The sequence below is a fragment of the Methylobacterium sp. 174MFSha1.1 genome (assembly GCF_900116815.1).
Taxonomy (GTDB): Bacteria; Pseudomonadota; Alphaproteobacteria; order Rhizobiales; family Beijerinckiaceae; genus Methylobacterium.
Window position 1 is genome coordinate 1 of the sequence record NZ_FPCB01000013.1, and the last position, 26,225, is coordinate 26,225.

Annotated in this window: 24 protein-coding genes; 15 read left to right on the forward strand and 9 right to left on the reverse strand. The window is 71.7% G+C overall.

What is annotated here, in order from left to right; translation table 11 throughout:
- A partial coding sequence (locus tag BM430_RS11885; protein WP_143132013.1) for a DUF4372 domain-containing protein occupies positions 1 to 206 on the reverse strand: 206 nt, incomplete at its 3' end.
- A gap of 324 nt (positions 207 to 530) precedes the next feature.
- Here BM430_RS11885 and BM430_RS11890 point away from each other — a divergent pair.
- The 7 genes from BM430_RS11890 to BM430_RS11920 all read left to right on the forward strand — a co-directional run bounded on the left by BM430_RS11890 (position 531) and on the right by BM430_RS11920 (position 9,729).
- Positions 531 to 1,790: an aromatic ring-hydroxylating oxygenase subunit alpha gene (locus tag BM430_RS11890; protein WP_093567476.1), complete on the forward strand. Its 1,260-nt coding sequence runs from the start codon at positions 531 to 533 to the stop codon at positions 1,788 to 1,790.
- A gap of 4 nt (positions 1,791 to 1,794) precedes the next feature.
- Positions 1,795 to 2,913 (forward strand): FAD-binding oxidoreductase, encoded by a 1,119-nt coding sequence (locus BM430_RS11895; protein WP_093567647.1) that lies wholly within the window; start codon positions 1,795 to 1,797, stop codon positions 2,911 to 2,913.
- Between the two features lie 55 nt (positions 2,914 to 2,968).
- Complete coding sequence (locus BM430_RS11900; RefSeq protein ID WP_093567477.1) at positions 2,969 to 5,011, forward strand: oxidoreductase; 2,043 nt, start codon at positions 2,969 to 2,971, stop codon at positions 5,009 to 5,011.
- Positions 5,012 to 5,270: 259 nt separating this feature from the next.
- The gene (locus BM430_RS11905; RefSeq protein WP_093567478.1) at positions 5,271 to 7,166 is read left to right on the forward strand and encodes a DUF3483 domain-containing protein; all 1,896 of its coding nucleotides are present in this window, start codon (positions 5,271 to 5,273) and stop codon (positions 7,164 to 7,166) included.
- Positions 7,163 to 8,386, forward strand: coding sequence for an electron transfer flavoprotein subunit alpha/FixB family protein (locus BM430_RS11910; RefSeq protein WP_093567479.1), 1,224 nt, complete (start codon positions 7,163 to 7,165; stop codon positions 8,384 to 8,386). The genes BM430_RS11905 and BM430_RS11910 overlap by 4 nt, the downstream gene beginning before the upstream one ends.
- The gene (locus BM430_RS11915; RefSeq protein ID WP_093567480.1) at positions 8,383 to 9,195 is read left to right on the forward strand and encodes an adenine nucleotide alpha hydrolase family protein; all 813 of its coding nucleotides are present in this window, start codon (positions 8,383 to 8,385) and stop codon (positions 9,193 to 9,195) included. Before BM430_RS11910 ends, BM430_RS11915 begins: the two co-directional genes overlap by 4 nt.
- 21 nt (positions 9,196 to 9,216) lie before the next feature.
- Positions 9,217 to 9,729, forward strand: coding sequence for a prolyl-tRNA synthetase associated domain-containing protein (locus tag BM430_RS11920; RefSeq protein ID WP_093567481.1), 513 nt, complete (start codon positions 9,217 to 9,219; stop codon positions 9,727 to 9,729).
- Positions 9,730 to 9,853: 124 nt separating this feature from the next.
- Here BM430_RS11920 and BM430_RS11925 read toward each other — a convergent pair whose 3' ends face one another.
- Positions 9,854 to 10,153 carry a DUF2147 domain-containing protein gene (locus tag BM430_RS11925; protein WP_093567482.1) on the reverse strand — a complete coding sequence of 100 codons (300 nt, stop codon included), beginning with the start codon at positions 10,151 to 10,153 and terminating at the stop codon, positions 9,854 to 9,856.
- Between the two features lie 342 nt (positions 10,154 to 10,495).
- Between BM430_RS11925 and BM430_RS11930 the strand changes: the two genes are divergently transcribed.
- Together BM430_RS11930 and BM430_RS11935 are read left to right on the forward strand one after the other, a co-directional pair.
- Positions 10,496 to 11,077 carry a YqaA family protein gene (locus tag BM430_RS11930; protein WP_093567483.1) on the forward strand — a complete coding sequence of 194 codons (582 nt, stop codon included), beginning with the start codon at positions 10,496 to 10,498 and terminating at the stop codon, positions 11,075 to 11,077.
- A 10-nt stretch (positions 11,078 to 11,087) separates the two neighbouring features.
- A complete protein-coding gene (locus BM430_RS11935) occupies positions 11,088 to 11,597 on the forward strand; it encodes a disulfide bond formation protein B (RefSeq protein ID WP_093567484.1) in 510 nt (169 codons plus the stop codon).
- A 4-nt stretch (positions 11,598 to 11,601) separates the two neighbouring features.
- On the opposite strand, the gene BM430_RS11940 is transcribed toward BM430_RS11935, so the two are convergent.
- Positions 11,602 to 11,925: a hypothetical protein gene (locus tag BM430_RS11940; protein ID WP_093567485.1), complete on the reverse strand. Its 324-nt coding sequence runs from the start codon at positions 11,923 to 11,925 to the stop codon at positions 11,602 to 11,604.
- Between the two features lie 286 nt (positions 11,926 to 12,211).
- Between BM430_RS11940 and BM430_RS11945 the strand changes: the two genes are divergently transcribed.
- Positions 12,212 to 14,278 (forward strand): YgiQ family radical SAM protein, encoded by a 2,067-nt coding sequence (locus tag BM430_RS11945; protein ID WP_093567486.1) that lies wholly within the window; start codon positions 12,212 to 12,214, stop codon positions 14,276 to 14,278.
- Between the two features lie 174 nt (positions 14,279 to 14,452).
- Here the strand turns inward: BM430_RS11945 and efeB are convergent, their stop codons facing one another.
- Genes efeB through efeU form a run of 3 tightly spaced genes read right to left on the reverse strand, consistent with a single transcriptional unit; the run spans position 14,453 to position 17,696 of the window.
- The gene (gene efeB, locus BM430_RS11950; protein WP_093567487.1) at positions 14,453 to 15,709 is read right to left on the reverse strand and encodes an iron uptake transporter deferrochelatase/peroxidase subunit; all 1,257 of its coding nucleotides are present in this window, start codon (positions 15,707 to 15,709) and stop codon (positions 14,453 to 14,455) included.
- 22 nt (positions 15,710 to 15,731) lie between these two features.
- Positions 15,732 to 16,844, reverse strand: a complete 1,113-nt coding sequence (efeO, locus tag BM430_RS11955; protein WP_093567488.1) for an iron uptake system protein EfeO — start codon at positions 16,842 to 16,844, stop codon at positions 15,732 to 15,734.
- Between the two features lie 12 nt (positions 16,845 to 16,856).
- Complete coding sequence (gene efeU, locus BM430_RS11960) at positions 16,857 to 17,696, reverse strand: iron uptake transporter permease EfeU (RefSeq protein ID WP_093567489.1); 840 nt, start codon at positions 17,694 to 17,696, stop codon at positions 16,857 to 16,859.
- A 317-nt stretch (positions 17,697 to 18,013) separates the two neighbouring features.
- Here efeU and BM430_RS11965 point away from each other — a divergent pair, with 317 nt between their 5' ends.
- The 3 genes from BM430_RS11965 to BM430_RS11975 all read left to right on the forward strand — a co-directional run bounded on the left by BM430_RS11965 (position 18,014) and on the right by BM430_RS11975 (position 21,317).
- Positions 18,014 to 18,667, forward strand: coding sequence for an ABC transporter ATP-binding protein (locus tag BM430_RS11965; RefSeq protein WP_093567490.1), 654 nt, complete (start codon positions 18,014 to 18,016; stop codon positions 18,665 to 18,667).
- Positions 18,668 to 18,770: 103 nt separating this feature from the next.
- Positions 18,771 to 20,012 carry a KpsE/RkpR family capsule polysaccharide export protein gene (locus BM430_RS11970; protein WP_093567491.1) on the forward strand — a complete coding sequence of 414 codons (1,242 nt, stop codon included), beginning with the start codon at positions 18,771 to 18,773 and terminating at the stop codon, positions 20,010 to 20,012.
- Positions 20,013 to 20,090: 78 nt separating this feature from the next.
- Positions 20,091 to 21,317 carry an MFS transporter gene (locus BM430_RS11975; RefSeq protein ID WP_093567492.1) on the forward strand — a complete coding sequence of 409 codons (1,227 nt, stop codon included), beginning with the start codon at positions 20,091 to 20,093 and terminating at the stop codon, positions 21,315 to 21,317.
- A gap of 66 nt (positions 21,318 to 21,383) precedes the next feature.
- Here BM430_RS11975 and BM430_RS11980 read toward each other — a convergent pair whose 3' ends face one another.
- From BM430_RS11980 to BM430_RS11990, 3 genes are all read right to left on the reverse strand, one after another.
- Positions 21,384 to 22,514, reverse strand: a complete 1,131-nt coding sequence (locus tag BM430_RS11980; RefSeq protein ID WP_093567493.1) for an FAD-dependent oxidoreductase — start codon at positions 22,512 to 22,514, stop codon at positions 21,384 to 21,386.
- A gap of 397 nt (positions 22,515 to 22,911) precedes the next feature.
- Positions 22,912 to 23,547, reverse strand: coding sequence for a LysE family translocator (locus BM430_RS11985; protein WP_093567494.1), 636 nt, complete (start codon positions 23,545 to 23,547; stop codon positions 22,912 to 22,914).
- Positions 23,548 to 23,682: 135 nt separating this feature from the next.
- Positions 23,683 to 25,104, reverse strand: a complete 1,422-nt coding sequence (locus BM430_RS11990) for a TAXI family TRAP transporter solute-binding subunit (protein WP_093567495.1) — start codon at positions 25,102 to 25,104, stop codon at positions 23,683 to 23,685.
- Between the two features lie 81 nt (positions 25,105 to 25,185).
- On the opposite strand from BM430_RS11990, the gene BM430_RS11995 reads away from it, so the two are divergent.
- Both BM430_RS11995 and BM430_RS12000 read left to right on the forward strand, forming a co-directional pair.
- Entirely contained in the window at positions 25,186 to 25,716 is a 531-nt protein-coding gene (locus tag BM430_RS11995) for a regulatory protein RecX (RefSeq protein WP_244539452.1), read from the forward strand.
- A 60-nt stretch (positions 25,717 to 25,776) separates the two neighbouring features.
- A complete protein-coding gene (locus tag BM430_RS12000; RefSeq protein WP_093567496.1) occupies positions 25,777 to 26,202 on the forward strand; it encodes an OsmC family protein in 426 nt (141 codons plus the stop codon).
- Positions 26,203 to 26,225 lie beyond the last annotated feature (23 nt).

Below are 26,225 nucleotides of genomic sequence, written 5' to 3' on the forward strand. Positions count from 1 at the left end.
GCCGCCGCATGGGCGTTCCAGGCCACCTCCAGGCCGCGCAGGCTGGCGGCGGGGCTGAGCTGGGCGAAGATCAGGGCGAGCAGGTGATCCCACGACGAGAAGCACTTGTCGTAGGCGTCGGCCCCGTGGCGGGCGACGCTCCGGGCGATCTGCTGACGATCGAGCCCTTCCAGCAGCTGGGCAAAGCGGGCATCGCTCGGGTGCATGTCCTGCCCGGATGTTCGTGTCTCGACAACCGGACAACTCCCGGATCACCTCCGGCGTGGCAGGGCATGCACCCACACCAGATTTTTCCCCGGACAGCCCTGCCGCAGAGGGGGGAGGGGAAAGCATGTGCTATTTCTTTCCCCGGACAGCCCTGCCGCGGGCGGGGAGAGGAGAAGTCCTGCGCGATCTCATTCTCCGGAAAGCCATCCCCCCACGGCCCCCACGCGCGTCGCAGCCAGCCAACGGAATGTCGCCTGGGTGGCAGCACGTCCCCCACCCCGCGCGGATAGTCGGCCTCGCTCGATATGGCTTTGCGAGGCCCCATGCTCGACGTGACGCCGACCCCGCTGCAGCGCCTCCTGCGCGAGCGCCGCCCCGGCTACAGCCTGCCGGCGCCGTTCTATCTCAGCCCCGAGATCTTCGAGGCCGACATGGAGGTCATCTTCGGGCGGCACTGGATCCATGTCGGCGTCGAGCCCGACGTGCCGGAGGCCGGCGACGTGATGGTCGTCGACATCGGCAAGACCTCCGTGGCGATCCTGCGCGACGACGACGGCGACATCCGCGCCTTCCACAACGTCTGCCGCCACCGCGGCGCTCGCCTCGTCCACGAGGAGAAGTCGACGGTCGGCAACCTCGTCTGCCGCTACCATTCCTGGACCTACGACCTCACGGGCCAGCTGATCCACGCCGAGCATATGGGCCCGGATTTCAAGAAGAGCTGCCACGGCCTGAAGCCGGTGCACCTGCGCTCGCTCGCCGGCCTCCTGTTCATCTGCCTCGCCGACGAGCCGCCGGCCGATTTCGACGAGATGGCCGCCCGGCTCGGCCCGTACATCGCGCCGCACAACCTGCGCGACACGAAGGTCGCCTTTCAGAAGGACATCATCGAGCCCGGCAACTGGAAACTCACGATGGAGAACAACCGCGAGTGCTACCATTGCGGCGCGAACCATCCCGAGCTGACCGTGCCGCTCTTCGCCTACGGCTTCGGCTTCGCGCCGGAAGAGATGGGCGAGCATGATCGCGCCGAGGCCGCGCGCTACGCCTGCCTGCGCACGACCCGCCACGCCGAGTGGGAGGCCGAGGGGCTGCCCTCCGTGGAGATCGACGAGCTCGACACGATGGTGACGGGGTTCCGCACCGAGCGCCTGCCGCTCGACGGCGAGGGCGAGTCGCACACGATCGACACCAGGGCCGCCTGCACGAAGTTGCTCGGCGCCTTCACCAACGCGAAGCTCGGCGGGCTGTCGGTCTGGACGCAGCCGAATTCCTGGCACCACTTCCTCGGCGACCACGTCGTCACCTTCTCGGTGCTGCCGCTCGAGGCCGGGCGCTCGCTCCTGCGCACCAAGTGGCTGGTCCACAAGGACGCGGTCGAGGGGATCGATTACGACCTCGCCAACCTGATCGGCGTCTGGGAGGCGACCAACGACCAGGACAGCGAGCTCGTCGGCTTCTGCCAGCAGGGCGTGGCGAGCCCGGCCTACGAGCCCGGTCCCTACTCGCCGCATACCGAGATGCTCGTGGAGAAATTCTGCAACTGGTATGTCGGCCGCATGGCCGCGCATCTGGGGCGCTAGACCGATGGTCTCCGAACCGGCCGCCGCCCGCCTCGCCGCCGCCGCGCCCTGGGACGCGGAGGCCGACGACACCCTGGTCTGCCTCGCCGTGCGCCAGGAGACGCACGACGTGAAGACCTTCGTGCTCGCCGCGCCCGAGCCGCGACGCTTCGCCTACGCGCCGGGCCAGTTCCTGACCTTCGGGTTCGAGATCGGCGGCGAGACGGTCCATCGCTGCTACACCATCTCCTCGGCGCCGACGCGACCCCACGCGCTTGCGATCACCGTCAAGCGGGTGCCGGGCGGTCCGGTCTCGAACTGGCTGCACGACACCCTGAAAGCCGGCGACACCGTGCGGGCGCTCGGGCCGATGGGCGAGTTCTCGTGCTTCACCCATCCGGCGGAGACGTACCTCTTCCTGTCGGGCGGCAGCGGCGTGACGCCGATGATGGCGATGGCGCGCACCTTCCACGATCTCGGCGTGGCGCGAGACATCGCCTTCGTCCACTCGGCCCGCAGCCCGGCCGACATCGTGTTCCGGGGCGAACTCGAGACGATGGCCCGGCTCGACCCCGCCTTCCGCTTCCACGCGATCTGCGAGGGGGATTCGCCGGACGAGACCTGGGCGGGGCCGAGGGGCCGGCTCTCCCTCGACATCCTGCGGCAGGCGGTGCCGGACTTCTCCGCGCGCGAGGTCTTCGTCTGCGGGCCCAAGCCCTACATGGCGGCGGTCCGGGCGATGCTGGCCGAATCCGGCTTCGACATGACCCGCCACCACGAGGAGAGCTTCGAGTTCGGCGCCCTGCCGGAGGCCGAGCAGCAGGCGGCGGCGCAGGCCGGCCGGGCGCTCGACGCGGAGCCCGCGCCCGCCGCGACTGTGCGGACCTTCCGGATCGAGTTCGCCAGGACACGCCGGGTGCTCGACTGCCCGGAGGACGCGACGGTGCTCGACGCCGCCCGCCGGGCCGGGATCCGCCTGCCCTCCTCCTGCGCCAAGGGCCTGTGCGGCACCTGCAAGTCCAAGGTCGCCAAGGGCACTGTCGCGATGACCCACGCCGGCGGCATCCGCCAGCGCGAGATCGATGCCGGGATGGCGCTCCTGTGCTGCTCCAAGCCGACGAGCGACCTCGTCATCGAACGCTGAGCGCCGCGTCGAAGTCCCCCCAAAGCCCTCGCCACAGCTGTCGGGAGATCGTCCCGTGATCGCCAATGCCGACGCGCTCTTGAAGCCGCTGACCATCAAGGGCCTCACCATCCGCAACCGGGTGATGTCGACGAGCCACGCGCCGGGCTACGGCCGCGACGGCAAGCCCCAGGAGCGCTACCAGCTCTACCACGCCGAGAAGGCGAAGGGCGGCATCGGGCTCACGATGTTCGGCGGCTCGTCCTCGGTCGCCCCCGACAGCCCGGCCGCGCCCTGGAACCAGATCTCGGTCGCCGACGATTCGGTCATCCCCTTCTTCCGGCAATTCGCCGACCGGGTGCACGGGCACGGGGCCAAGCTGATGATCCAGCTCACCCATATGGGCCGGCGCACCAAATGGGACACCGAGCACTGGCTGCCCACGCTCTCGCCCTCGCCCCGGCGCGAACCCGCCTCCCGCACCGTCCCGAAGGAGATGGAGGCGGAGGACATCGCCCGGGTGGTGAAGGGGTTCGCGCAGGCCGCGCGCCGCTGTCGCGAGGGCGGGCTCGACGGCTGCGAGGTCTCGGCCGCCCACGGTCACCTGATCGACCAGTTCTGGTCGCCGAGCGTCAACCGGCGCTCCGACAAGTACGGCGGCAGCCTGGAGAACCGAATGCGCTTCGGCATCGAGGTGCTGGAGGCGATGCGGGCGGAGGCCGGCGACGACTACGTCATCGGCCTCCGGATGTCCGGCGACGAGATGATCGCCGACGGCCTGTCCCAGGATGATTGCCTGGCGATCGCCGTCGAGTATGCGCGCCGCGGCCTCGTCGACTTCCTCAACGTCCTCGGCGGCCAGGCCCGCGACCACATCGCCCACGCGATCTCGCTGCCGAACATGGCGTTTCCGGTGGCGCCGTTCCTGTTCCTGCCGAGCGCGATCAAGCGCGAGGTCGACGTGCCGGTCTTCCACGCCCAGCGCGTCACCGACCTGGCGACCGCCGCGCGGGCGGTCGCGGAGGGCCACGTCGACATGGTGGCGATGACCCGCGCCCACATCGCCGACCCGCATCTGGTCAAGAAGCTCTCGGAGGGGCGGGCCGACGACATCCGCCAATGCGTCGGCGCGGGCTACTGCATCGACCGGATCTATGTCGGCGGCGACGCGCTCTGCCTCCAGAACGCCGCCACCGGCCGCGAGGCGACGATGCCGCACGAGATCCGGCGGGCCGACGTTCGCCGCCGCGTCGTGGTGGTGGGCGCCGGACCCGGCGGGCTCGAGGCGGCCCGGGTCTGCGCCGCCCGCGGCCACGCCGTGGTGCTGTTCGAGAAGAGCGGGCAGGCCGGCGGGCAGATCGGGCTCGCGGCACGGGCCGGCTGGCGCGAGGCCTTGTCGGGCATCCCGCGCTGGCTCGTCGCGCAGGTGACGAAGACCGGCGTCGACCTGCGGCTCAACACCGAGGCGAATGCGGACAAGATCCTGGCGGAGCGGCCCGACATCGTCATCGTGGCGACCGGCGGCGCGCCGTCGCGCGGCGACGCCAAGGGCGCCGCGCAGCACGCCGTCACCACCGCCGAGGTGCTGGCCGGCGCGGTCGAGCCGACCGGCTCGGTGCTGCTCTACGACGAAATGGGCCAGCACAACGCGGCCTCCGTCGCCGAGCACCTCGCCAAGCGCGGCTGCCTCGTCGAGATCGCCACCCACGACCGCATGGTGGCGGAGGAGGTCGGCACCACCAACCAGCCGGTCCATCTGCGCGAGCTCTACAAGCTCGGCGTGGTGATGACGCCGAACATGGAGCTGATCGAGATTTTTCCCGAGGGCAACCGCTTCGTCGCGGCCCTGCGCAACACCATGACCGATGCCGAGGAGGAGCGCGTCGTCGACCGCATCGTGGTCGACCACGGCACCCTGCCGGTCGATGCGCTCTACCACGCGCTCAAGGCAGGATCGGTCAATCACGGCCGGATCGACCAGGACGCGCTGCTCGCCGGCCAGCCGCAGCCCTACGACCTGTCGCAGGGCTACGCTTTGTACCGCATCGGCGACGCGGTGGCCGGTCGGAACATCCACGCGGCGCTCTACGATGCGCTGCGGCTGTGCAAGGACATGTGAGCGCTCCAGCGCGGGAGGCGCGCGCCGCCCTGAACCCTCCCCCCTCTGCGGGGGAGGGTGGCCCGCGGAGCGGGCCGGGAGAGGGGCAGCGCGACGCGGATTCGGATGGCGCCCTTCATACCGGTTCAATCATTTCCGGAAGCGGCGTCCCCTCTCCCGCCCCACTTCGTGGGGCACCCTCCCCCGCAGAGGGGGGAGGGTTCGCTCGCGGCTCGCCAGATCAAGTTTCGTCGTACCGCCCAGCCCCAGGCCTGCCGTCATGACCACCCTCATGCCCCTGACCACGGTGTTCCCCGGCCTCGTCTGGGCGATGGCGGCGCTGGCGCTCCTCCAGGTGTCGCGGCGCGCCTCCCTGTGGCGGGCCGGCAGCGCGGCGCCGGTGGCGTGGCTCCAGAGCCTCGCCGCGCTGCCCCGCCGCTACCTCGTCGACGTCCACGCCGTCGTGGCGCGCGATGCGTACGCCTCGCGCATGCACGCGGTGGTGGCCGGCGGGCTGCTCGCGGCGTCCCTCCTCACCGCGCTCGCGATCCTGCCGCCGCTCGCGGCTTCCCGCGCCTACTGGATCCTCGTGGCGTTGGCCTTCGCGGTGACCCTGGCGGGCTCGCTCCTCGTCGGCGCGCGGCGCTACCCGGCGAGGCAGGCGCGGCTCTCCGCCGGGCGCTTCCAGGCCCTGCCGGTCCTGCTCCTCGCCTACGCCGCCGGGGGCATGCTGACCGCCCTGCTGCTCGCGCTCGGCGGCGGGCTCGCCACCCCCTTCGCCCTGTCGCTCGCGGCGGCCGGGGGCCTGGGGCTCGCCTTCGAGGTGCGGCACGGGCCGATGCGCCACGCGGCGGCCGGCGCGCTCCACCTCGTCGCGCATCCCCGGCCCGGCCGGTTCGAGGGCCGGCCCGACACCGCGCTCCAGCCCCTCGACCTCGACGCCCCGCGCCTCGGCGCCGCGATGCCGGCGGATTTCACCTGGAACCGGCTCCTCTCCTACGATGCCTGCGTCTCCTGCGGGCGATGCGAGACCGCCTGCCCGGCCTTCGCCGCCGGCCAGCCGCTCAACCCGAAGCGGCTGATCCACGACCTCGTCGCGACCCTGAGCCCCGCCGAGCCGGCCTATGCCGGCACCCCGTATCCAGGGGGCCGGGCGGCGCAGGGACCACGCGGGCCCCTGGCTGGACTGATCGGGCCGGAGGCGCGCATCCACCCGGACACGCTATGGTCCTGCACCACCTGCCGCGCCTGCGTCGAGGAATGCCCGATGATGATCGAGCACGTCGACGCGGTGGTCGCCTTACGCCGCCACGAGGTGCTGGAGCGCGGAGCGCTGCCCGAGAAGGCGGTCGGCCCGGTGACGGAGACGCGCCAGGCCGGTGATCCGGGTGGCCGCCCGCTCGGCGCCCGCACCGACTTCGCCGCCGGCCTCGACCTGCCGGTGATCGCCGAGCGGGGCGAGGCGGAGGTGCTGCTCTGGCTCGGCGAGGGCGCCTACGACCTACGCTACGGCCGGACGCTGCGCGCCCTGGTCAGGCTGCTGCGCGAGGCCGGGATCGATGTCGCGGTGCTGGGGGCGGAGGAGCGCGACACCGGCGACCTCGCCCGCCGGCTCGGCGACGAGGCGACCTTCCAGGGGCTGGCGCGGGCCAACATCGCGACGCTGTCACGCTACTGCTTCGGGCGGATCCTCACCGCCGACCCGCACGCCCTGCACGCCCTGCGCAACGAGTACCCGGCCTTCGGCGGGCACTACGCGGTGGTGCATCACACCGCGTTCCTGCTCGAGCTGATCCGGGCGGGCAAGCTCAGCCCGGCGAAGCTCCCCGACCTCGCGGTCACCTACCACGACCCCTGCTACCTCGCCCGCTACAACGGCGAGACCGAGGCACCCCGCGCGGTGCTCGACGCGATCGGCCTCAGCCAAGTCGAGATGGCCCGCTCGGGCCGGCGGGCGATGTGCTGCGGCGGCGGCGGCGGTGCGCCGGTGAGCGACGTGCCGGGCGAGCGCCGCATCCCCGACCTGCGCATGGCCCAGGCGGCGGAGACCGGCGCCGGCATCGTGGCGGTGGCCTGTCCGTCCTGCACGGCGATGCTGGAAGGCGTGACCGACCGCGGGCCTGAGATCCGCGACGTCGCCGAATTGCTGCTCCAGGCGGTGGAGGCCGGCCGGTGACCCGGTCCCGCCGCGACCCGCGCGCCGAGCGGGCGGCGATCCGGGTCGCCGGCGCCGCCCGCCCCCGCTACGACCGGACCGTGCCGGCCATGAGGGGCCGCCCGCGCCGCGATCCCCGCGCCGAGCGCGCCGGCCGGCGCGTGCCCGCGGGCGACCGCCCGCGCTACGATCTCGCCCCAGGCGTCCCGGGCCCGGCCGCTCGCGACGGGGCGACGCTACGGCATCCGCCCGCTCCAATAGCAGCACCGGCGGTCGTCGTCGTCGAGGCGCCGGCCTTCCTGGTCGCGGTCGTGCCCGACGCCGCCGGCGGGCGCCTCTCGGCCCATGACCGCCAGGTACTGGGCGCCGCCCGGGTTCTCGCCGGGCGCGAGGGCGGGGTGGTGCTCGTCTCGGTCGGCGCCTGCGAGGGCGGCGGGCCGGCGGGCGCCGACCGGCACGTCGCCTTCGACGGCCCTTGGGACGACGACCCGGCCGTGCGCGCCGCCGGGATCGCGGCGGCGCTCCGGGCCATCGATCCGCGCCACGTCCTGTTTCCCGAATCGCTTGCCGGCGGCGACCTCGCCCGCCGGGTCGCCCTGCTCCTGGATGCGCCGCTCTTCGACAATGCCGAGGTGGTGGCGGAGAGCGGGCTCGTCCGCCCGGCTCGCGGGCGCCGCGTCGAGCAGCGGGCGGCCCCCGGCCTCCTCGCCACCGTGGCGCCGGACGCCGTCGCCGAGCATGCCGGGGCGAGGCGGGAGGCGCGGCCGCTGGCGATCGACCCCGCCCCCCTCGACCGGCCCGCCTCGCCGATCCTCTCGGCCGAATTCATCTCGGCCGACCCGGCGACGGTGCCGCTGGCGCTCGCCGGGTTCGTCACCGCCGCCGGCAACGGCGTCCACGACCTCGACCTGTTCCGGCAGCTCGTCGCGGCGCTCGGCGCAACCCCGGGCGCCAGCCGGGTCCTGTGCGATGCCGGGCTGATGCCGCGCTCCACCCAGGTCGGCGCCTCCGGCACGGTGCTCACCGCCACCTGCTACTTTGCGCTCGGCATTTCCGGCGCGCCGCAGCATCTCCAGGGGGTAGCCGGCTGCGAGCACGTGGTCGCGGTCAACACTGACCTGCACGCCGCGATGATCGAGCGGGCGGGCCTCGCCGTCGTGCAGGACGCGCAGGCCGTCATGCCGGCGCTGCTGCGCCTGCTCGCCCGGGACGGACGGGGTGACGAAGGAGAGGTCGGGTGAAGATCGCGGTGCTGCTCTCGGCCGGTCGCCATCCGGTCTCCGGCGCGGCCGTGCTGCCGCGGCCGGAGGCGCAGGCCGTCCGGATCGCCGCCGGACTCGGGCAAGTTCACGGCCTGCATGCAGGTGGGGCTGGGCAGGCCTTCGGCCTGCATGCCGGCCCCGACGCCGCCGCGGTCGCCGAGGCCCTGGGCCTGGGGCTCGCGCGCATCGAGCACGTCGCCCTCGCGGCCGGGGCCGATCCGGTGCCGGCGCTCGCCGCGCGGCTGAAGGAGACGGCGCCCGACCTCGTCCTCGCCGGGCGGCGCGGCCAGGGCGGGGAGGAGACCGGGATGGTGCCCTACGCCGTCGCGGCGCGCCTCGGCCTGCCGCTGATCCCCGACGTGGTGGCGGTCGGCGCCGAGGCTGGGGTGTGGTGCCTCGACCGCAGCCTCGGCCGCGGCGCCCGCCTCCGGCTGACGATGCGCGGCCCGGTCGTGGCGACGGTGCACCCGGAGGCGCCCGCTCCCCTCGCCTACGCCTTCGGGCAGGCCCGGCGCGGCACGGTCGACCAAGTCGAGGCCGCCGTCGATGCGGGATCACCCCCGGGCGCGGTCGAGGAGCGGCCCTATCGCCGCCGTCCCAAGCTCGTGACGGGCGCGCCCGCCGGCGGCTCGGCGGCGGAGCGCCTGAAGGCCGCGACGGGCGAATCCGGCGCGGCCGCGGGCGGACGCCTCCTGGTGCATCCGGAGCCCGAGGAGGCGGCGCGGGAGATTCTGGCCTATCTGCGCCGGATCGGCGTCGTCGCGCCGCCCGTCCGCACCCGCGAGTAGTCCCTTTTCCCCGAGGAGCCCATGCCCCTGACCTCCGACGACCGCTCCGACGACCTGCTGGCCCGCCTGCGCGAGCGCGGCATTCCTTACGCCCTGCACGAGCATCCGCCGGTCCTGACGGTCGAGGCGATGATGGCCGCGTGCGGCGACATCGCCGGCGCCCACACCAAGAACCTGTTCCTGCGCGACGGCAAGAAGACCTACTTCCTCGTCACGCTCCGGCACGATGCCGGCGTCGACCTCAAGGCGTTCCGGTCGGTGCTCGGCGCGCGGGGCGGGCTGTCCTTCGCCAGCGCCGAGGCGTTGCGCGAGCAGCTCGGGGTCGAGAGCGGCGCCGTCTCGCCGCTCGCCGCCCTCAACGCCGCGCCGGGGAGCGTGAAGGTCTTCCTCCAGGACGGCCTGCTCGACGAGGCGCGGATCAACGTCCATCCGCTGGTCAACAACCGGACTCTCACCCTGGCCCCGGGCGACCTCGTCGCGGCCCTGCGGGACGACGGCCACGAGGTGACGCCGTTCGCCCTGCCGGAGGCATGACGGACCGGTCCGTCAACGAGAGCAGCCCCGCCGGCGGGGGCCGGGCGGGGCCGAAGTCGAGGTCCAGAGATCGGGAGGTTAACGCCGGTCCCGGGGCCGGCGCGTCCTTCATTTGCGGGAGGGATCAGGCGTGCGGGCGCGCCCGGCGCCGCGGCATCGCCCGCGCCGTCGCGGAGGGGGCGCAACGCTGCCATCCCCAATGGTCGTAGGCGGTCGTGGCGCGCGCCTCGCACCAGCCCTGGCGGCGCAGGGACGCGGCGTAGCGGTCGCGGTCCTCGCAGGCCTGGTTGGCCAGCGGCGAGGCCGGCAGGGCGCAGGCCGCGTCCGCCCGCTGCCAGCGCGCGACCGCGTCGTCCGCGGCGAGGACGGGGGCGGCGCCGGCGGTCATCAGGGTGAGGACGAGAAGCGAACGCAGGGACGGCATCACGCGGGCCTTCGGTGGAGTGCAGGACGATCGATGCAGGACGACGAATAGGGGCCGATCGTGGCGGTGATCGGACAGATTCATACAGTTCCGTCAAGCAGAAATCGCTTCCTGCCATCAGGCCTAGTCCTTTCGGTCGAGTATTGCGGCGGTTCCGGACTGCACCGCCGCCGCGACCAGTCGGAGCGGCGCAGTCCCCGGACGTCGCGTCGGCCCACTGCGGACGCCGCCGGACCTGTGCCGCGGACGCCCTCGCCAGCGCCGCAATCCTGTGCTCAAAGGGCGCGGAACTCATCCCCGGACTCCTGCCGGACCTCCTGCCAGACGGGCTCTCCCAGACCAATGCTGCGCCGCCTCTACGAGTGGATCCTCGCGCTCGCCGCGCGCCCGTCGGCTCCCTACGCGCTCGGCGCGGTGTCCTTCGCCGAGAGCTCGTTCTTCCCGATCCCGCCGGACGTGATGCTGGTGCCGATGGCGGTGACCCGGCCGGAGAAGGCCTGGACCTACGCGCTGATTGCGACCCTGACCTCGGTCGCCGGCGGGATCGCCGGCTACGCCATCGGGGCGCTGCTCTACGATTCGCTCGGCGCCTGGCTCTTCCATCTCTACGGGCTCGACAAGGGCGCCGACGCCTTCCGCGAGGCCTACGCCCATTACGGCCACTGGGTGATCCTGCTGAAGGGACTCACCCCGATCCCCTACAAGCTCGTCACCATCACGTCGGGCTTCGCCGGCTACGACCTGTTCTGGTTCATCGTGCTGTCGCTGATCACCCGCGGCGCGCGGTTCTTCATCCTGGCGGGCCTCGTCGGCCGCTACGGGGTCGGCATCCGCACCGTCCTCGACCGGCACCTGAACGCGGTGGCGGCGGTCTTCGCGGCGGTCTGCGTGCTCGGCTTCGTCGGCTTCCGCTACCTGTTCTGAGGGTCTTTCCATGGCTCACGCCCTCGCCGCGAAGCTCACCGCTCCCCGGCCGGCGGCCCTGCTGGTGCTCGTCGGTGCCGCCGCGACCGTCGGCGGCGCACTGATCTTCCAGCATGGCCTCGGCTACGTGCCGTGCAAGCTGTGCCTGACCGAGCGCCAGCCCTACTACCTCGCCCTGCCGCTGCTGGCGGCCGCGCTGCTGCTGCCGCGGCGCCTCGCGGCCTGGCTGCTGGCCCTGGTGGCGCTGATCTTCCTCGTCGGCGCCGGGCTCGGCGCCTACCATGCCGGGGCCGAGTGGGGCTTCTGGCCCGGCCCGAGCGATTGCGGCGGCGGCGCCGGCCCCGCGCCGGCCGGCGTCGGCGACTTCCTCAAGACCCTGGAGACCACCCGTCCGGTGGATTGCACCGCGGCGGCCTGGCGCTTCCTCGGGATCTCGCTTGCCGGCTACAACGCCCTGATCGCCCTCGGGCTGGCGGCCTTCGCCGGCACCGCCGCGGCGCGGGGCCTTCGCCGCGGCTGATCCGTCAGCGCTTCGGCTTCATCACCGTCGGCTCGGCGAGCAGCGCGGCGAGGCGCTCGGAATCGAGGGCCGGCTCGGCCTTCCTGGCCTCCTTCCGGGGCTCCGGCTTCGGCTCGGGCCTCGCCAGGCGGGCCACCTTGGCGGCGGCCGGCGTCGGCACGATCGAGCCGGTGGTGACCGGCTCGTCCGGCGGAAGGGCCTTGACGGCGGCGACGAGCTGGGGCGGGCGCTGCGGCTCGCGGTCGAGCTGCGCCGAGCAGACGGCGCAGACCATGGCGAAGCCGAGGCCCGCGATCGTCGCGAGGGTGAGGTTGGTACGCAGGGACACGGTCGGATACTCGGAAACGGTTGACCATCCGCGAGCCTAGGCGCCGACCCTTAACGATCCCCTCGGAATCCCGGTGACGCCGTTCGGGATGGGTGGGCCATGCCGGACGAGGCCGCCCGCCGGCGCGATCCTGCGGCAGGCGAGGAAGCAAAGCTCGGCCATTCTCCGGCACGGACGAAGAACCGCCCCGCTCACCCGACGTTGATCTTCGGGTTCTTTGCTCGGTGGTCTTTTCCGTGTTCGATGGTCTTGGCGGCGCGGTCGCATCGGCCTATGCATCGGCCCCATGGAACTCCAAGCTCCCGCCCAACTCTCCCCGGCCCTCTCGCGATCCGTGGCCCCGTTGTCCTGCCCTTCGCCGTCCGCCGGCAAGGCGGCGCCGTTCCTTCCCATGAGCCGCGCCGAGATGGCCGCGCTCGGGTGGGACGCCTGCGACATCGTGCTGGTGACGGGCGACGCCTACGTCGATCATCCGAGCTTCGGCATGGCCATCATCGGCCGGCTGCTCGAGGCGCAGGGCTTCCGGGTCGGCATCATCGCCCAGCCCGACTGGCAATCGGCCGAGCCGTTCCGGGCGCTGGGCAAGCCGCGGCTGTTCTTCGGCGTCACCGGCGGCAACCTCGATTCGATGGTGAACCGCTACACCGCGGACCGGCGCCTGCGCCACGACGACGCCTACACGGCCGGCGGCGAGGGCGGAAAGCGCCCGGACCGCTGCACCATCGTCTACACGCAGCGCTGCCGCGAGGCCTACAAGGACGTGCCGATCATCCTCGGCGGCATCGAGGCCTCGCTGCGCCGCATCGCGCATTACGATTACTGGTCCGACAAGGTACGCCGCTCGATCCTGGCCGACGCCAAGGCCGACCTTCTCATCTACGGCAATGCCGAGCGCGCCGTGGTCGAGGTGGCGAACCGCCTCGCCGCCGGCGAGGCGCCGCACGAGATCGATTCGGTCCGGGGCGTCGCCCTGTTCCGCCGCGTGCCCGAGCACTATTCGGAGCTGCCCGCCGACGATCTCGATTCGGCCGACGAGGCCGCGACCCGCAAACCCGGCGACACCGTGATCCGGCTGCCGGCCTACGACGAGGTCAAGGACGACAAGGAAGCCTATGCCCGCGCCTCGCGCGTGCTGCACCGGGAGGCCAATCCCGGCAACGCGCGTCCGCTCGTGCAGCGCCACGGCGACCGCGACCTGTGGCTGAACCCGCCGCCGATCCCGCTCTCCAGCGAGGAGATGGATTCGGTCTACGACCTGCCCTACGCCCGCGCCCCGCATCCGTCCTACGGCGACGCCAAGATCCCCGCCTGGGACATGATCAAGTTCTCGGTGACGATCATGCGCGGCTGCTTCGGCGGCTGCACCTTCTGCTCGATCACCGAGCACGAGGGCCGCGTCATCCAGAACCGCTCGGAGGGCTCGATCCTGCGCGAGATCGAGCGGATCCGCGACAAGACCCCGGGCTTCACCGGCGTGATCTCGGATGTCGGCGGGCCGACCGCCAACATGTACCGGATGGCCTGCAAGGACCCGAAGATCGAGGCGGCGTGCCGGCTGCCCTCCTGCGTCTTCCCGGACATCTGCCCGAACCTCAACACCTCGCATGACGACCTGATCCGGCTCTACCGCAAGGTGCGCGAGGTCAAGGGCGTCAAGAAGGTGATGGTCGCGTCGGGCGTGCGCTACGACCTCGCGGTCCGGAGCCCCGAATACGTCAAGGAGCTCGTCACCCACCATGTCGGCGGCCGCCTGAAGATCGCGCCCGAGCATACCGAGCGCGGCCCCCTCGACAAGATGATGAAGCCGGGCATCGGCACCTACGACCGCTTCAAGGAGATGTTCGACGCCGCCGCCAAGGAGGCCGGCAAGAAGTACTACCTGATCCCGTACTTCATCGCGGCGCATCCGGGCACGACCGACGAGGACATGATGCACCTCGCGCTCTGGCTCAAGAAGAACAACTATCGCGCCGACCAGGTGCAGACCTTCCTGCCCTCGCCGATGGCGACCGCCACGGCGATGTACCACACCGAGATCAACCCCCTGCGGGGCGTGCGGCGCGGCGGCAGCGAGCCGGTCGAGGCGATCAAGGGCCTGCGGCAGCGCCGGCTGCACAAGGCGTTCCTGCGCTACCACGACCCCGAGAACTGGCCGCTCCTCCGCGAGGCGCTGCGGGAGATGGGTCGCGCCGACCTCATCGGGCCGCGGCCGGACCAGCTCGTGCCGTTCTCGCAGCCGCCGGGAACCGGCCTCGGCGCGGGTGCCGGCAAGGGGCGGGGCCCGCAGCGGCCGGCGCGCCCCCCGGGCCGCGGGCAGATTTTCACCACGAAGGGCGTGCCGATCAGGAAGTGAAAGCCTGTTTGACGGATCGGCAAGTTCGATCCCAGCCGTGACCTCATCCCGAGGTGTCAGTCGATCGAAAACCGACTGACACCTCGGGATGAGGGTGTGAGTGGGATAGACATGTGTCCCGCGGTGCAGTTTGAGCAGGTCTAGTTATTGGGAGAGCAGGTTTTGGTGGCCCGCTCACGCCCCGACCAGCAGCCCCTGTCCCAAAAACCCGCCCGGATCCGGTACGCCTGGCAGGGCGTAGAAGTACCCGCCGCCGACCGGCTTGATGTACTCCTCCAGCGGCTCGCCGTTGAGACGGTTCTGCACCGCCACGAAGCCAGCCTCGAGGTCGGACTGGTAGCAGACGAAGAGCAGGCCCATGTCGAGCTGGCCCGACGGGGTGATGCCGGCCGAGTAGTTGTAGCCCCGGCGCAGGATCAGGCTCGATGCCGTTTCGGGCGTGCGCGGATTGGCGAGCCGGATATGCGCGTCCATCGGCGTGCGGGCGCCCGCCGGGTCCGAGGCGTAGTCCGGCAGGGCGTGCTCGTCGGTCCCGCCCAGCGGCGCGCCGCTGTCCTTGTGGCGGCCGAAGATCCGCTCCTGCTCGCGCAGAGGCGTGCGGTCCCAGCGTTCGACGAAGTTCCGGATGATCCGCACCACCTGGTAGGAGCCGCCCGACGCCCAGGCCGGCTCCCCCCTGCCCGGCTGCACCCAGACCTGTCGGCGCATCAGGGCGTCGTCGGCGGCGTCGAGGTTGGCGGTGCCGTCCTTGAAGCCGAGGAAGTTGCGGACAGTGTCCTTCCCCGGTCGCTTGACCACGTGGGGCGGCAGCATGCCCTCGAGCTTCCAGCGCAAGGACACGAGGCCCGGGGTGTGGCGGATCACGTCGCGCAAGGCGTGCAGGTTGGTCTCGGCGGTGTTGGCGCAGAATTGCAGCAGCAGGTCGCCGTGACACAGCTTGGCGTCGAGGGAATCGTTCGGGAAGCGGTCCATCGGGCGCAAGGCCCGCGGCTTCACGCCTTCCAGGCCGTAGCGGTCGTCGAACAGGCTGGCGCCGACGCCGAGCGTGGCAGTGAAGTTATCGGGAAGCACTTGCGGCCCGAGGATGCCGGAATCGGCCGGCGGCAGCCGCGGGTCGAGGGGCGGCACCGGCCTGCCGGCGCTCAGGAAGGCGAAGCGCTCGGTCAGGATCCGGAAGAGCTTGGCGAGCTCGCCCCGGTCCTCGGCCAGGACGTCGAGGGCGACGACCAGGGCGGCGGCCGGCTGCGGCGTGACGATGCCGGCCTGGTGCGGGCCGTGGAACGGCTGCCGGTCGAGGGTGCCGTCGCTGGCGGACGAGGGCGTCGCATCGGCGGCCCGGGCCTGGGGCGAGCCGAGGGCGGCGGCGCCGGTGCCGGCGGCGAGCCCGCGCAACAGGGCGCGGCGGGAGGTCGAGTACGGGCAGGAGGCCATGGCGGTCGTCAATGAGGGGCGGTCAATCCAGGCCGAGCTTGCCGCGCAGGGTCGAGAGATCCTCGGCCAGCACGGTGATCGGGCCCTTGAGGGCGTTGCGGTCGCGGTCGCTCAAGGAGTCGTAGGGCGCGAATCCCCCGTCCTCGGTCCGGTACTTCGCCAGCAGCGCGTCCACGCGCAAAAAATTCTTCTCGGTGCGGGCGACGAAGTCGGGGTCGCGGGGCGCCACCAGGGGGCGCAGGAGGTCGAAGATCTTGCGCGAGCCCTCGACGTTGGCGTGGAAGTCCCACAGGTCGGTGCGGCTGTAGCGGTCCTCCTCGCCGGAGATCTTGGTCGCCGCGACCTCCTCGATCAGGCCGGCGGCTCCGCCCGCCATCCGGGCCGGCGGGATGGTGAGGTCGGCGATGCGCCGCTTCAGCTCGGTGGCGTCGGCGAGCAGCCGGTCGGCGGTGGGGCCCAGGCCCTCCGTGCTGGCATCGGCCCACAGCCCCTTCTCGAGACGGTGGAAACCGGTGAAGCCCGGATCGGCCTCCTTCCTCTCGAAGTCGTCGGCCCGCACGTCCATGCTCTTGTCGAGGTCGTTGAACAGCGACGCCACCGGCTCGATCCGCTCGTAGTGGCGGCGCGCCACCGGATAGAGCGCCTTGGCCTCGGCGACCCTGCCCGCCTTCACCGCCGCGACGAAGGCGGCGGTCTGCGCGTGGAAGGCCTCGACCTCGCCCATCACGTAGAGCTTGTAGGCGGCGAGCGGACCGACGAGGGCCATCGGGTCGGGGGCACCCGGAGCGGCCGCCGCGGCTGCCGTCACTGTGAGCGTGCCCCTCGGGTTGCTGAGCAGCCCGCAGGTCATCGCGTAGGACCCGGGCTGGAGCGTCGCCGAGAGCGACTGCACGAAGCCCGGGATGATGTTCTCCCGCTCCTCGACGATCATCGTGCCCTGGAGGATCTCCCACTCCAGCACCCGGCGGCTCTTGTTGCTGATCCTGAACACCGACTTGCCGGCCGGCACGGTGAGGGCGGCGGGCTCGCAGCCCTTGTCGGTCACCGTAACGGAGACCGGCTCGGGGGCTTGCGCCAGGGCGGCGACGGTGGAGAGGAGGAGAAGGGCGAGGGCGGCCGGCCGGCGGGCTGTCATCGTCGGGTGTCCTCAGGCGTGGCGGGGCTGGGCGGCGGGGCTCGGCCGGGCGCCCGCCAGGAAGGCCCACAGGGCCGGGATCAGGAAGCCGAAATAGACCAGCACCTCGCCCCAGGCCGGCGCCTCCTGGTAGCCGAAGATGCCGGTGAGCAGGGTGCCGAGCACCGTGTCGGCGGGGAGGACATGGCCGAGGTCGAAGGCGGTGGCCTGGAGGTGGTTCCAGAGGCCCGCCTCGTGGAAGGCCTTGAGCGCGCCGGCGAGCAGGCCCGCGGCGACGAACAGGATGAACACCCCGGTCCAGCGGAAGAAGCGGCGCAGGTCGAGCCGCACGGCGCCCCGGGCCAGCGCGATGCCGACCAGCACCGAGAGGGCGATGCCGAGGACCGCGCCCACGGGCACGCCCCAGCCGACATCCTGCTGCACCGTGGCGAGGAGGAAGAACACCGATTCGAGCCCCTCGCGGCCGACCGCCAGGAACGCCATCACCGCGAGGGCGAACCCTCCCCTCGCCTTCCCGTGGCGGCTCAGGGCGTCGTCCACCGCCCCGTGCAGCTCGGCCCGCACCGAGCGGGCGGCCCGGCGCATCCAGAACACCATCGTGCACAGCATGAAGGCGGCGAGCAGCGCGATCAGCCCCTCCGCCATCTCCTGCTGCTTCTGCGGGAACTCGGCGCCGATCGCCTGCAACCCGAGGCCGAGGGCGAGGCAGAGCAGGGCGGCCAGCACGACGCCGCCCCACACCGCCGGCATCCAGGCCCGCCGCCCGGTCTGGCCGAGGTAGCCGGCGATGATGCCGACGATCAGGGCCGCCTCGATCCCCTCGCGCAACATGATCAGGAACGCAATCAGCACGGGCGTCTTTCCGGAAGTGACACGAGAAAGGACGCTGTTTAATCCAAAAGCTTCCCCGCACATAGCGCCGCACCGCATTTCTTCTTTATAATAACTTGAAACTGGCGTGCGCTCATCGGAGCGGCCGCGCGCCGCCCGGCGGAGAGCGGCTTCTCAGATTCGCCGCTTTCTGCGGCTACTTCCTAGCCTGCCGGCCGCCGCGACCGGCCTCGTTAACCGTGCGGATGCCGGCTCGGCGCATGATCGGTGGGGCCCCCGGGCCCGCCCGTCGCGCGTGCAGGCGGCCGCACCCCTCTCGAGCGTGTCCTTATCCGCCGATGATCCGCCTCGACAACGTCACCAAGATCTACAAGACGGACGGGTACCGCCGTACCATCCTCGACCAGGCGTCGCTGACCCTGAAGCCCGGGGTGAGCTACGGCATCCTCGGCATCAACGGTGCCGGCAAGTCGACGACCTTGCGGCTGATCGCCGGCTGCGAGATGCCGACGAAGGGCCGGGTGATCCGCACCACCCGGATCTCCTGGCCGCTCGGCTTTGGCGGCGGCTTCCACCCGCTGATGACCGGCCGCGAGAACGTGAGCTTCGTCGCCCGCATCCACGGCGAGGATCCGCGCCGGGTGCTGGCCTTCGTGGAGGATTTCGCCGAGCTCGGCGACTACATCAACGTGCCGATCCGCAACTACTCCTCGGGCATGGGCGCGCGCCTCGCCTTCGGCATGAGCATGGCGATCCCGTTCGACTGCTACATCGTCGACGAGATCACCGGCGTCGGCGACGCGCGCTTCGCCAAGCGCTGCGAGGAGGTGTGGAGCCAGCGACGGAAGAATGCCGACATCATCATGTGCTCGCACTCGATGGACACGATCCGGGACTACGCCTCGCAGGGGATCGTGCTGGCGAACGGCCGCGCCGTGATCTATCCCGACATCAACGACGCGATCGAAGTCTACCAGCGCCTGAACCAGTGAGCGCGACGCGCCCCGTCGCCCCTCCCTTCCACGCCCTCCCCGCCTTCCCGGCCGGCCGGCGCCTTGCGCGCCGCGGCCCCGCCCCAGCCGGAATCTCACCGCCATGACGATCGACGCCCGCAATCCGGAAGGCAAGGCGCTCAGCCCCGCCGACCGCTCCCGGATGATCGGCGAGGCCCTGCGGCAGGCGGCCCGGGTGTCGCGGTTCTCGAACCCGAACAAGTCGACGATCCGGACGATCCGGGCGCAGCGGCGCCGGGACGTCGTCACCCCGCTCCTGTGCCTGTTCCTGTTCGTGCTCCCGTCCTTGGGCAGCGCCGTGTTCTTCGGCCTCTACCTCTCGGACCGCTACGTGACCGAGGCGCGCTTCGCCCTGCGGCCGGCGATCGGCGGGGCCGAGAAGGCGGCGCCGGACTCGGTCGGCACCACCGCGAGCATCCCGTCCCAGATGATCGCCCAGGATTCGATGATCGTCGGCGAGTACATCAAGAGCCGGACGATGGTCGAGACCCTCGAGCGCAGCCTGCCGCTGCGCAAGATGTTCTCCCGCGACGACATCGATCATTATTCCCGCTTCGATCCCGAGAAGCCGATCGAGAAGCTCACCCGCTACTGGGACGAGCGGGTGAAGGTCAGCGTCGCAACGTCCGGCCTGATCGAGGTCGCGATCAACGCCTTCGACCCGGACGATTCCCTGGCCCTGAGCCGGGCCGTGCTGGCCGAGAGCGAGCGGCTGGTGAACCAGCTCACCGAGCGGGCCCGCAACGACGCCCTGGCGGAGAGCGAGCGCGAGATGAAGCGCGCCGAGGCGCGCCTGACCAAGCTCCACCTCGCGGTGCGCGACCTGCGCAACCGGGACGGCGTGCTCGACGCCCAGAAATCCAACGACACCAACCTGAAGATGATCGCCGAGATCCGCTCCCAGCGCATCGGCCTCGCGGTCAAGCTCAGCCTGCTCCAGCGCGACCTGCGCGACGACAGCCGCAGCATCCAGGACCTCAAGGCGCAGATCGCCCAGCTCGACGAGACCATCGCCCGCATCGAGCGCGAGGCGGCCAACCAGGATCCCGAGCAGCGCCGGGTGCTCTCGGCCACGCTGACCAAGTTCGAGGAGCTCGACGCCGAGCGCAAGACCGCCGAGAAGTACTACGCGGCGACGATCGCCGCGCGGGAGCGCTCGCGGATGATCGCCGACCGGCAGATCGAGTTCTTCAGCATGATCGTCGAGCCGGTGCGGGCGGAATCGGCCCAGCAGCCGCGGCGCACGCTCTTCATCGCGATCTCCGTCGCCGTCTCGGCCCTGGCCTTCGGCCTGTCCGTGCTGACCCGCAAGCTCCTCGCCTGATCCCCTCCGGAAGCCCGCCCCGGGCGGGCTTCACGCCGACCTCGAACCCCCGCCGCCCGTGCGGGGCACGGAACCGTCATGCTCTCCCCCGCGCCGTCCGGCTGGACCCTCTTTCGCAACCGCGACTTCCGGCTCTTCGGCAGCGCCCGCTTCCTCACCGGCCTCGCCTACCAGATGCAGGCGGTGGCGGTGGGGTGGTTCGTCTACGACCTGACCCGCAGCGCGCTCGCGCTCGGCTTCGTCGGCCTCGCGAGCTTCGCCCCCGCGATGCTCGGCGCCCTCATCACCGGCCACGTCGCCGACACCTTCGACCGGCGCCGGGTCGCGGCGATCTCCTACGGTCTCCTGGCGCTCGCCGGACTCGGCCTGATGGCCTTGGCCGCGTCGCACGCCACCCCGGTCTGGCCGGTCTACGCCCTGATGGTGCTGGTCGGCACCGCCCGCGCCTTCGCCAACCCGGCGAGCCAGGCGCTGCTGCCGACCCTGGTGCCGCGCGAGCTTTTCGGCAGCGCCATCGCGCTCAACTCGTCGCTGTGGCAGAGCGCGTCGGTGACCGGGCCGGCGCTCGGCGGCCTGCTCTACGCCCTCGGGCCGGCGGTGGTGTTCGGGCTGGCCGCCGCCTGCTTCGCCTTCGCGGCTTTCAGCATCACCGGCATCCGGCCGCCGCCGGCGGCCGTCACGCACCGGCCCGCCGTGACCTGGGCGACCCTGCTCGCCGGCCTGACCTACATCCGCTCGCAGCCGGTGGTGCTCGGCGCCATCACCCTCGACCTCGTGGCGGTGCTGCTCGGCGGCGCCACCGCGCTCCTGCCGATCTTCGCCCAGGAGGTGCTGTTCGTCGGCCCCCTCGGCCTCGGGCTCCTGCGCAGCATGCCGGCACTGGGCTCGGTCGCGACCGCGATCCTGCTGGCCCACCGCCCGCTGACCCGCGGGGTCGGCCCGCGCCTCCTGATCGCGGTCGGGGTGTTCGGCCTCGCCACGATCGGGTTCGGCCTCTCGACCTCGCTCCCCCTGTCGATGGCCTGCCTGTTCGTGACCGGCGCGGCCGACATGGTCAGCGTCTACGTCCGCCAGAGCCTGGTCCAGGGCGAGACCCCGGACGCGATGCGCGGCCGGGTCGCGGCGGTCAACACCGTGTTCATCGGCGCCTCGAACGAGCTCGGGGAGTTCGAATCCGGCACGCTCGCGGCGCTCATCGGGGCGGTGCCGGCCGTGGTGGTGGGCGGGGTCGCGACGGTAGCGGTGGCGGCCCTGTGGGGGCGGCTGTTCCCGGCCCTGCGGCGGCGGGATCACCTCATCACCTGAGAGCCTGCGCCGGATTTGGCACCGAATCCGGTCCGCGAGCGTCCGGCGTCGATCCCTTGCGGACGCTTACGGAAGCCTGGGCGCCAGCATCGCGACGACGCTGTGCGGCGCGTCCTCGCCGAAGAAGTCAGTGAGGTTCCGCGCGGATGCGCCCGCGATCCGGGCACTCCGGGGAAACAGGTCGCGCTCGTAGACGGCAAGTCCCGTGTCGATGTCGTCGGGGGCGGCGATGATCGCCCTGGCGAGTTCCGCACCGTCGTAGAGGGCGAGGTTTGCTCCCTCGCCGGCAAACGGCGACATCAGGTGCGCGGCGTCACCGAGGAGGGTCGTGCCGGGCAAGCGTTCCCAGCGGTGACCGACCGGCAGCGCATGGATGGGACGAAGGATGGGGACGGTGTCGCTGGTCGTGATGAGGGCGGTCAGATGCGATGCCCACCCCTCGAACTCCGCCGCGATGCGGGCCAGGGCGGTTCGTGCATCGCGGAAGTCGATGGCGTCGAACCAGGGTGGAGCCCTGTTCAGAGCCGTGTAGGTGTGTAGCCGTCCGTCTGCATACCGGTGGGCCAGGATGCCCATACCCGGCGCTACGGCCATGAGCGTGCCGCCGCCAACCGCATGCGCGCTGGCCTTGAGGCGCGCGTCGCCGCCGCGAACCGTCGTCTCGACGAACGAGAGGCCCGCATAGGCAGGCGCTGCCTCCGAAAGCAGGGGGCGAACCTTCGACCATGCACCGTCCGCACCCACGAGCAGATCGGTGGTGAGCGTCGCGCCGTTCGAGAAGGCGACCGCGTGCCGCCCGTCCCCGCATCCGGAGACCGCGGTCGCTCGGTGGCCCCACTGGATGGTCCCTGCGGGAAGGGAGTCGATCAGCATCCGCCGTAGGTCGCCGCGATCGACTTCGGGCCGGCAGCCCAGCGGGCTGCCGGGACGGTCCAGGAGGACGTCGCCGTTCCGATCGACGATGCGCTTGGCATCTTCGCCGGGGCGCACCAGGCGAAGGAAAGTGTCGTGGAGCCCTGCGGCCTTCAGGGCGATTTGACCGGTATGCTCGTGGATGTCGAGCAGGCCGCCCTGGGCTCTGGCGTCGGCCGACGGTTCTGCCTCGTAGATCACCGCCGCGATACCGTGGAGGGATAGAACGCGGGCCAGCAGAAGGCCGCCGAGACCCGCGCCGAGGATCATGATCGATTGTCGCATGGGTGCGCTCCTGCTGTTGCCCGAAATCGTCGGGCAGTTGCTTCGGAGACGCTGGCCGACCCATGCGACATGCACGGGTGGCGTGTATTCGACGGTCCACAGCCGGGCCGTCGTTTTTCGCGACACGGGCGAGATTATCCGCTGTCGCGGGGTTGGGCAACACGCGCGATCACCTGGAGCATCTTCCGACGAAGTGGATACCGGCTTGTCGAAGAAAACGCGGCGAAATCAAAGACCTAGAGAGCTTCGCGATGGCAGCACGATCGTGAAGTGCTCTGGCGAGCCTGCACGATCGCTTTTCACTGTTCACAGATCCCGGACGGTGCCGTGCAGAGCGGCCGCCAACGCAGGAGCAGGACGACCGCAAGGCGCGCCGACCGTCTGACCTCCGTCCTTGTCAGTGGCTCTCGTCGACGGCCAACCGGCAGGCGAGCCCGAGGAAGGTCACGGCCGCGAGGCGATTGGCAATCTTCAGGAAGCTCGTGCTCGACGCCACAACCGCCCTGAAGCGCCCCACCACGACCACGACGAACCCGATCCAGGCCACCGCCATCAGCGCCAGCGTCGAACCGAGGACGAAGCTCTGAAGCGCCAGCGAACCCGCCTCCGGGTGCACGAACTGCGGGAACAGTGCCAGGAAGAACGCGATCATCTTCGGGTTGGCGAGGTTGTTGGCGAGTCCTTGGATGAAGAAGCGTCCACCACGTCCAGCCTGGTCTCGAAGCGCAGGATCAAGATCGAGCGTCGCAGGCGCGCGCCACGCCATGAGGGCGAGGTACAGGAGGTAGAGGACACCCACGATCTTCAGGGTCGTGAACGCGACCGGGAAGAGGAGGATGATGGTGGAGACACCCACGCCCGCGAGTACGGCGTGGATGATGTTGCCGACCTGCGTTCCCACGAGCGTCATCAGGCCCGCGGCGGTTCCCGAGGCGAGCGTGCGCGAGAGGATCAACACCGTGTCAGGTCCCGGCGAGAGGACGAGGACCACGGCCGCGGCGAGGAACAGGGCGTAGGCATGCAAGTCGAACATGTGGCGTCCACCACGGATAAAAGGTCATTATTACTGACCTATTTTGCGTGTCCCCGCAAATGCCGGGTGCACGGCTCGTCCTCCCGTCCTCGGCAGCCCGCCGCGCAGTCAGGCCAATGGTGCCGGATCCGAGCCTCAAGCCCCGCTCGCCGGATGCAGCGACAGCACCTGCCCCGCGCGCTCCCGCACCGGCGCCCCGTCCCGCCGGCAATCCGCCACCGCGGCCCGCGCCGCATCCACCGCCAGGATCAGCGCGCTCATCGTGCGGATGTCGGTGGAATGCTCGCGGGCGTGGCGCACCACGTCGATGACGAGGCCGTCGATCTCGATCGCCAGGGCCTCGAGGGCGGCCGGGTCCTGCGTCGCCCTCGCCTCGATCAGGATGCCGAGCAGCCGGTCGAGGACGGCGTCGATGCGGGCGCGCTGCTCGCGGGCGAGGCGCTGACCGATCCACGCCACCGCCGAGCCGAGGCCGCCGCCGAAGAACGCCACCAGGTAGACCCAGTCCTCGTAGCGCTGCAGGAAGGTCTGCTGCTCGCGCTCGTAATAGTCGACCGCGCCGGGATGGATCGGCAGGCGGGCGCTGGTCGCCTCGGCGGCGCTGTCGAAGTCGGGCGCCTTCATCAGGTTGGCGGTCGGCACCATTGCGGCGAGGCGCGAGCGGAGCTCGAACAGGTGCTGGGTCACGCTCGCGGCGGTGTCGCGGCCGAGCGAGGCGCGGGCCATCAGCCGGTAGGAGGCGCCGACAGTCTTCACCTCGTCGTCCGGGCGCTTCGGGCGGCCGCCGAAGGTGCCGGCCGCGATGGTCACGGCCTGCAATTCGGGCAGGCGCTGCACGATCGCCTCGCCGTCGGGAATCGCCACGATGGTCGCGCCGTGGCCGGGCGAGGCCGCCTCCACCGCCTGCACCACCCGGGCGGCGGGCTTCGCCGAGGGCGCGGCGATCACCGCGGCGGCGTCGATCCGGTGCTCGGCGAGCGCCGCCGCGACCTCGGAGGCCCGCATCGGCACCAGGGCGACGCTGCCGGCGGCGGCCGGCAGCGTGCCACCCGGATCGGCCGGGGCCGGTACTGCGCCGGCCGGCGCCGGCGTCAGGGCGTAATAGGCGAGCAGGCTCGCGACCAGCGGCTGGTCGGCGCCGTGATGGGCGACGAGGCCGAGGCGCTTGCCGGCGAGATCCGAGAAGGCCTGGATGCCGGAATCCGGGGGGGCCGCCACCACCAGGGCCTCGTCGTGCAGGACGGCGAGCGTCAGGCCGTTCTCGGGCAGGCGCACGTCGGGCCGCACCACCGCGAGGTCGGCCCGCCCGCTCTGGAGCGCCGCGGCGCTGTCGCGCACGTCGTCGTAAGGAACGACCTCGAGGCGTATATCCTCGCGGGCGCGGGCGAGCGCGTCGGCATAGGCCTGGATCAGGTGCGTCTCGACCCGGTCCCGCGGGCCGACCGCGACGCGTAAGGTCGTCGGCCGCGACAGGTAGAGCACCGCGCCGGCCACCGCCCCGAGGGCGAGGGCGACCAGGAGGAAGAAGGATTCACGCTTGTGCAGAAACGCCGGCATCACCCCTCGCATGAGCCGGACGCACCCGCCGGGACGGAGGCGATCCGGGACGGGGCCGATGAACCCGGACGCGATGGCGGATTGAGGGCGGCGCGGCCGATCACGCCGGCCTATCTCGAACGGGCGGCGCTGTACTACCTGGAGCGCTACGGCGCCTCCGCCGAGATGCTGCGCCGGGTGCTGCGGCGCCGGGTCGAGACCCGCTGCCGCCTGCGCGGCGAGGAGCCCGACGATTTTTCGCAGATGGTCGAGGCGGTGGTGGCCCGCGCGCTCGGCGCCGGCCTCGTCGACGACGCCGCCTTCGCGGCGGCCAAGGTGCGCTCCCTGCGTCGCCGCGGCGGCTCGGCCCGGGCGATCGGCGCGAAGCTCGCGGCCAAGGGCGTCGACCGCGAGATCGTCGGCGCGGCCCTCGCCGAGGAAGATGCGGGCGGCGAGGACGAGGCCGCCCTCGCCTATGCCAGGCGCCGCCGCCTCGGGCCGTACCGCGCACCGGGTGCCCGGATCGCCGCGCGCGAGCGCGACCTCGCCGCCATGGCCCGGGCGGGATTCCCGTTCGCCCTCGCCCGCCGGGTGATCGATGCGGAATCCGAGGATGACCTTCAGGGGCGCTGACCTACCTGTGGGCGTGAGCGGGCGCCGGGACGGCACCGCATCATGTCACGGGAGACGAGCATGAACCGCAAGGCGAACGCCGTTTGGCAGGGTAGCGGCAAGGACGGCAAGGGTCAGCTGACCACCCAGTCGGGCGTGCTGTCGAGCAACCCCTACGGCTTCAACACCCGCTTCGAGAACGAGCCGGGCACCAATCCCGAGGAGCTGATCGCCGCGGCGCATGCGGGCTGCTTCACCATGGCGCTGGCCTTCCAGCTCCAGGGCGCCGGCTTCACCGCCGACGAGCTGCGCACGGAAGCCGTGGTGAGCCTGGAGAAGGACGGCGACGGCTTCACCATCACCGCCTCGGCCCTGACCCTGACCGCCAAGATCCCGGGGATCGACCAGGCGAAGTTCGACGAGCTCGCCGGCATCGCCGAGAAGAACTGCCCGGTCTCGAAGGTGCTGAACGCCAAGATCAGCCTGAAGGCGACGTTGCAGGGCTGAAGCCCGCGAGGGCGACCGTCCGG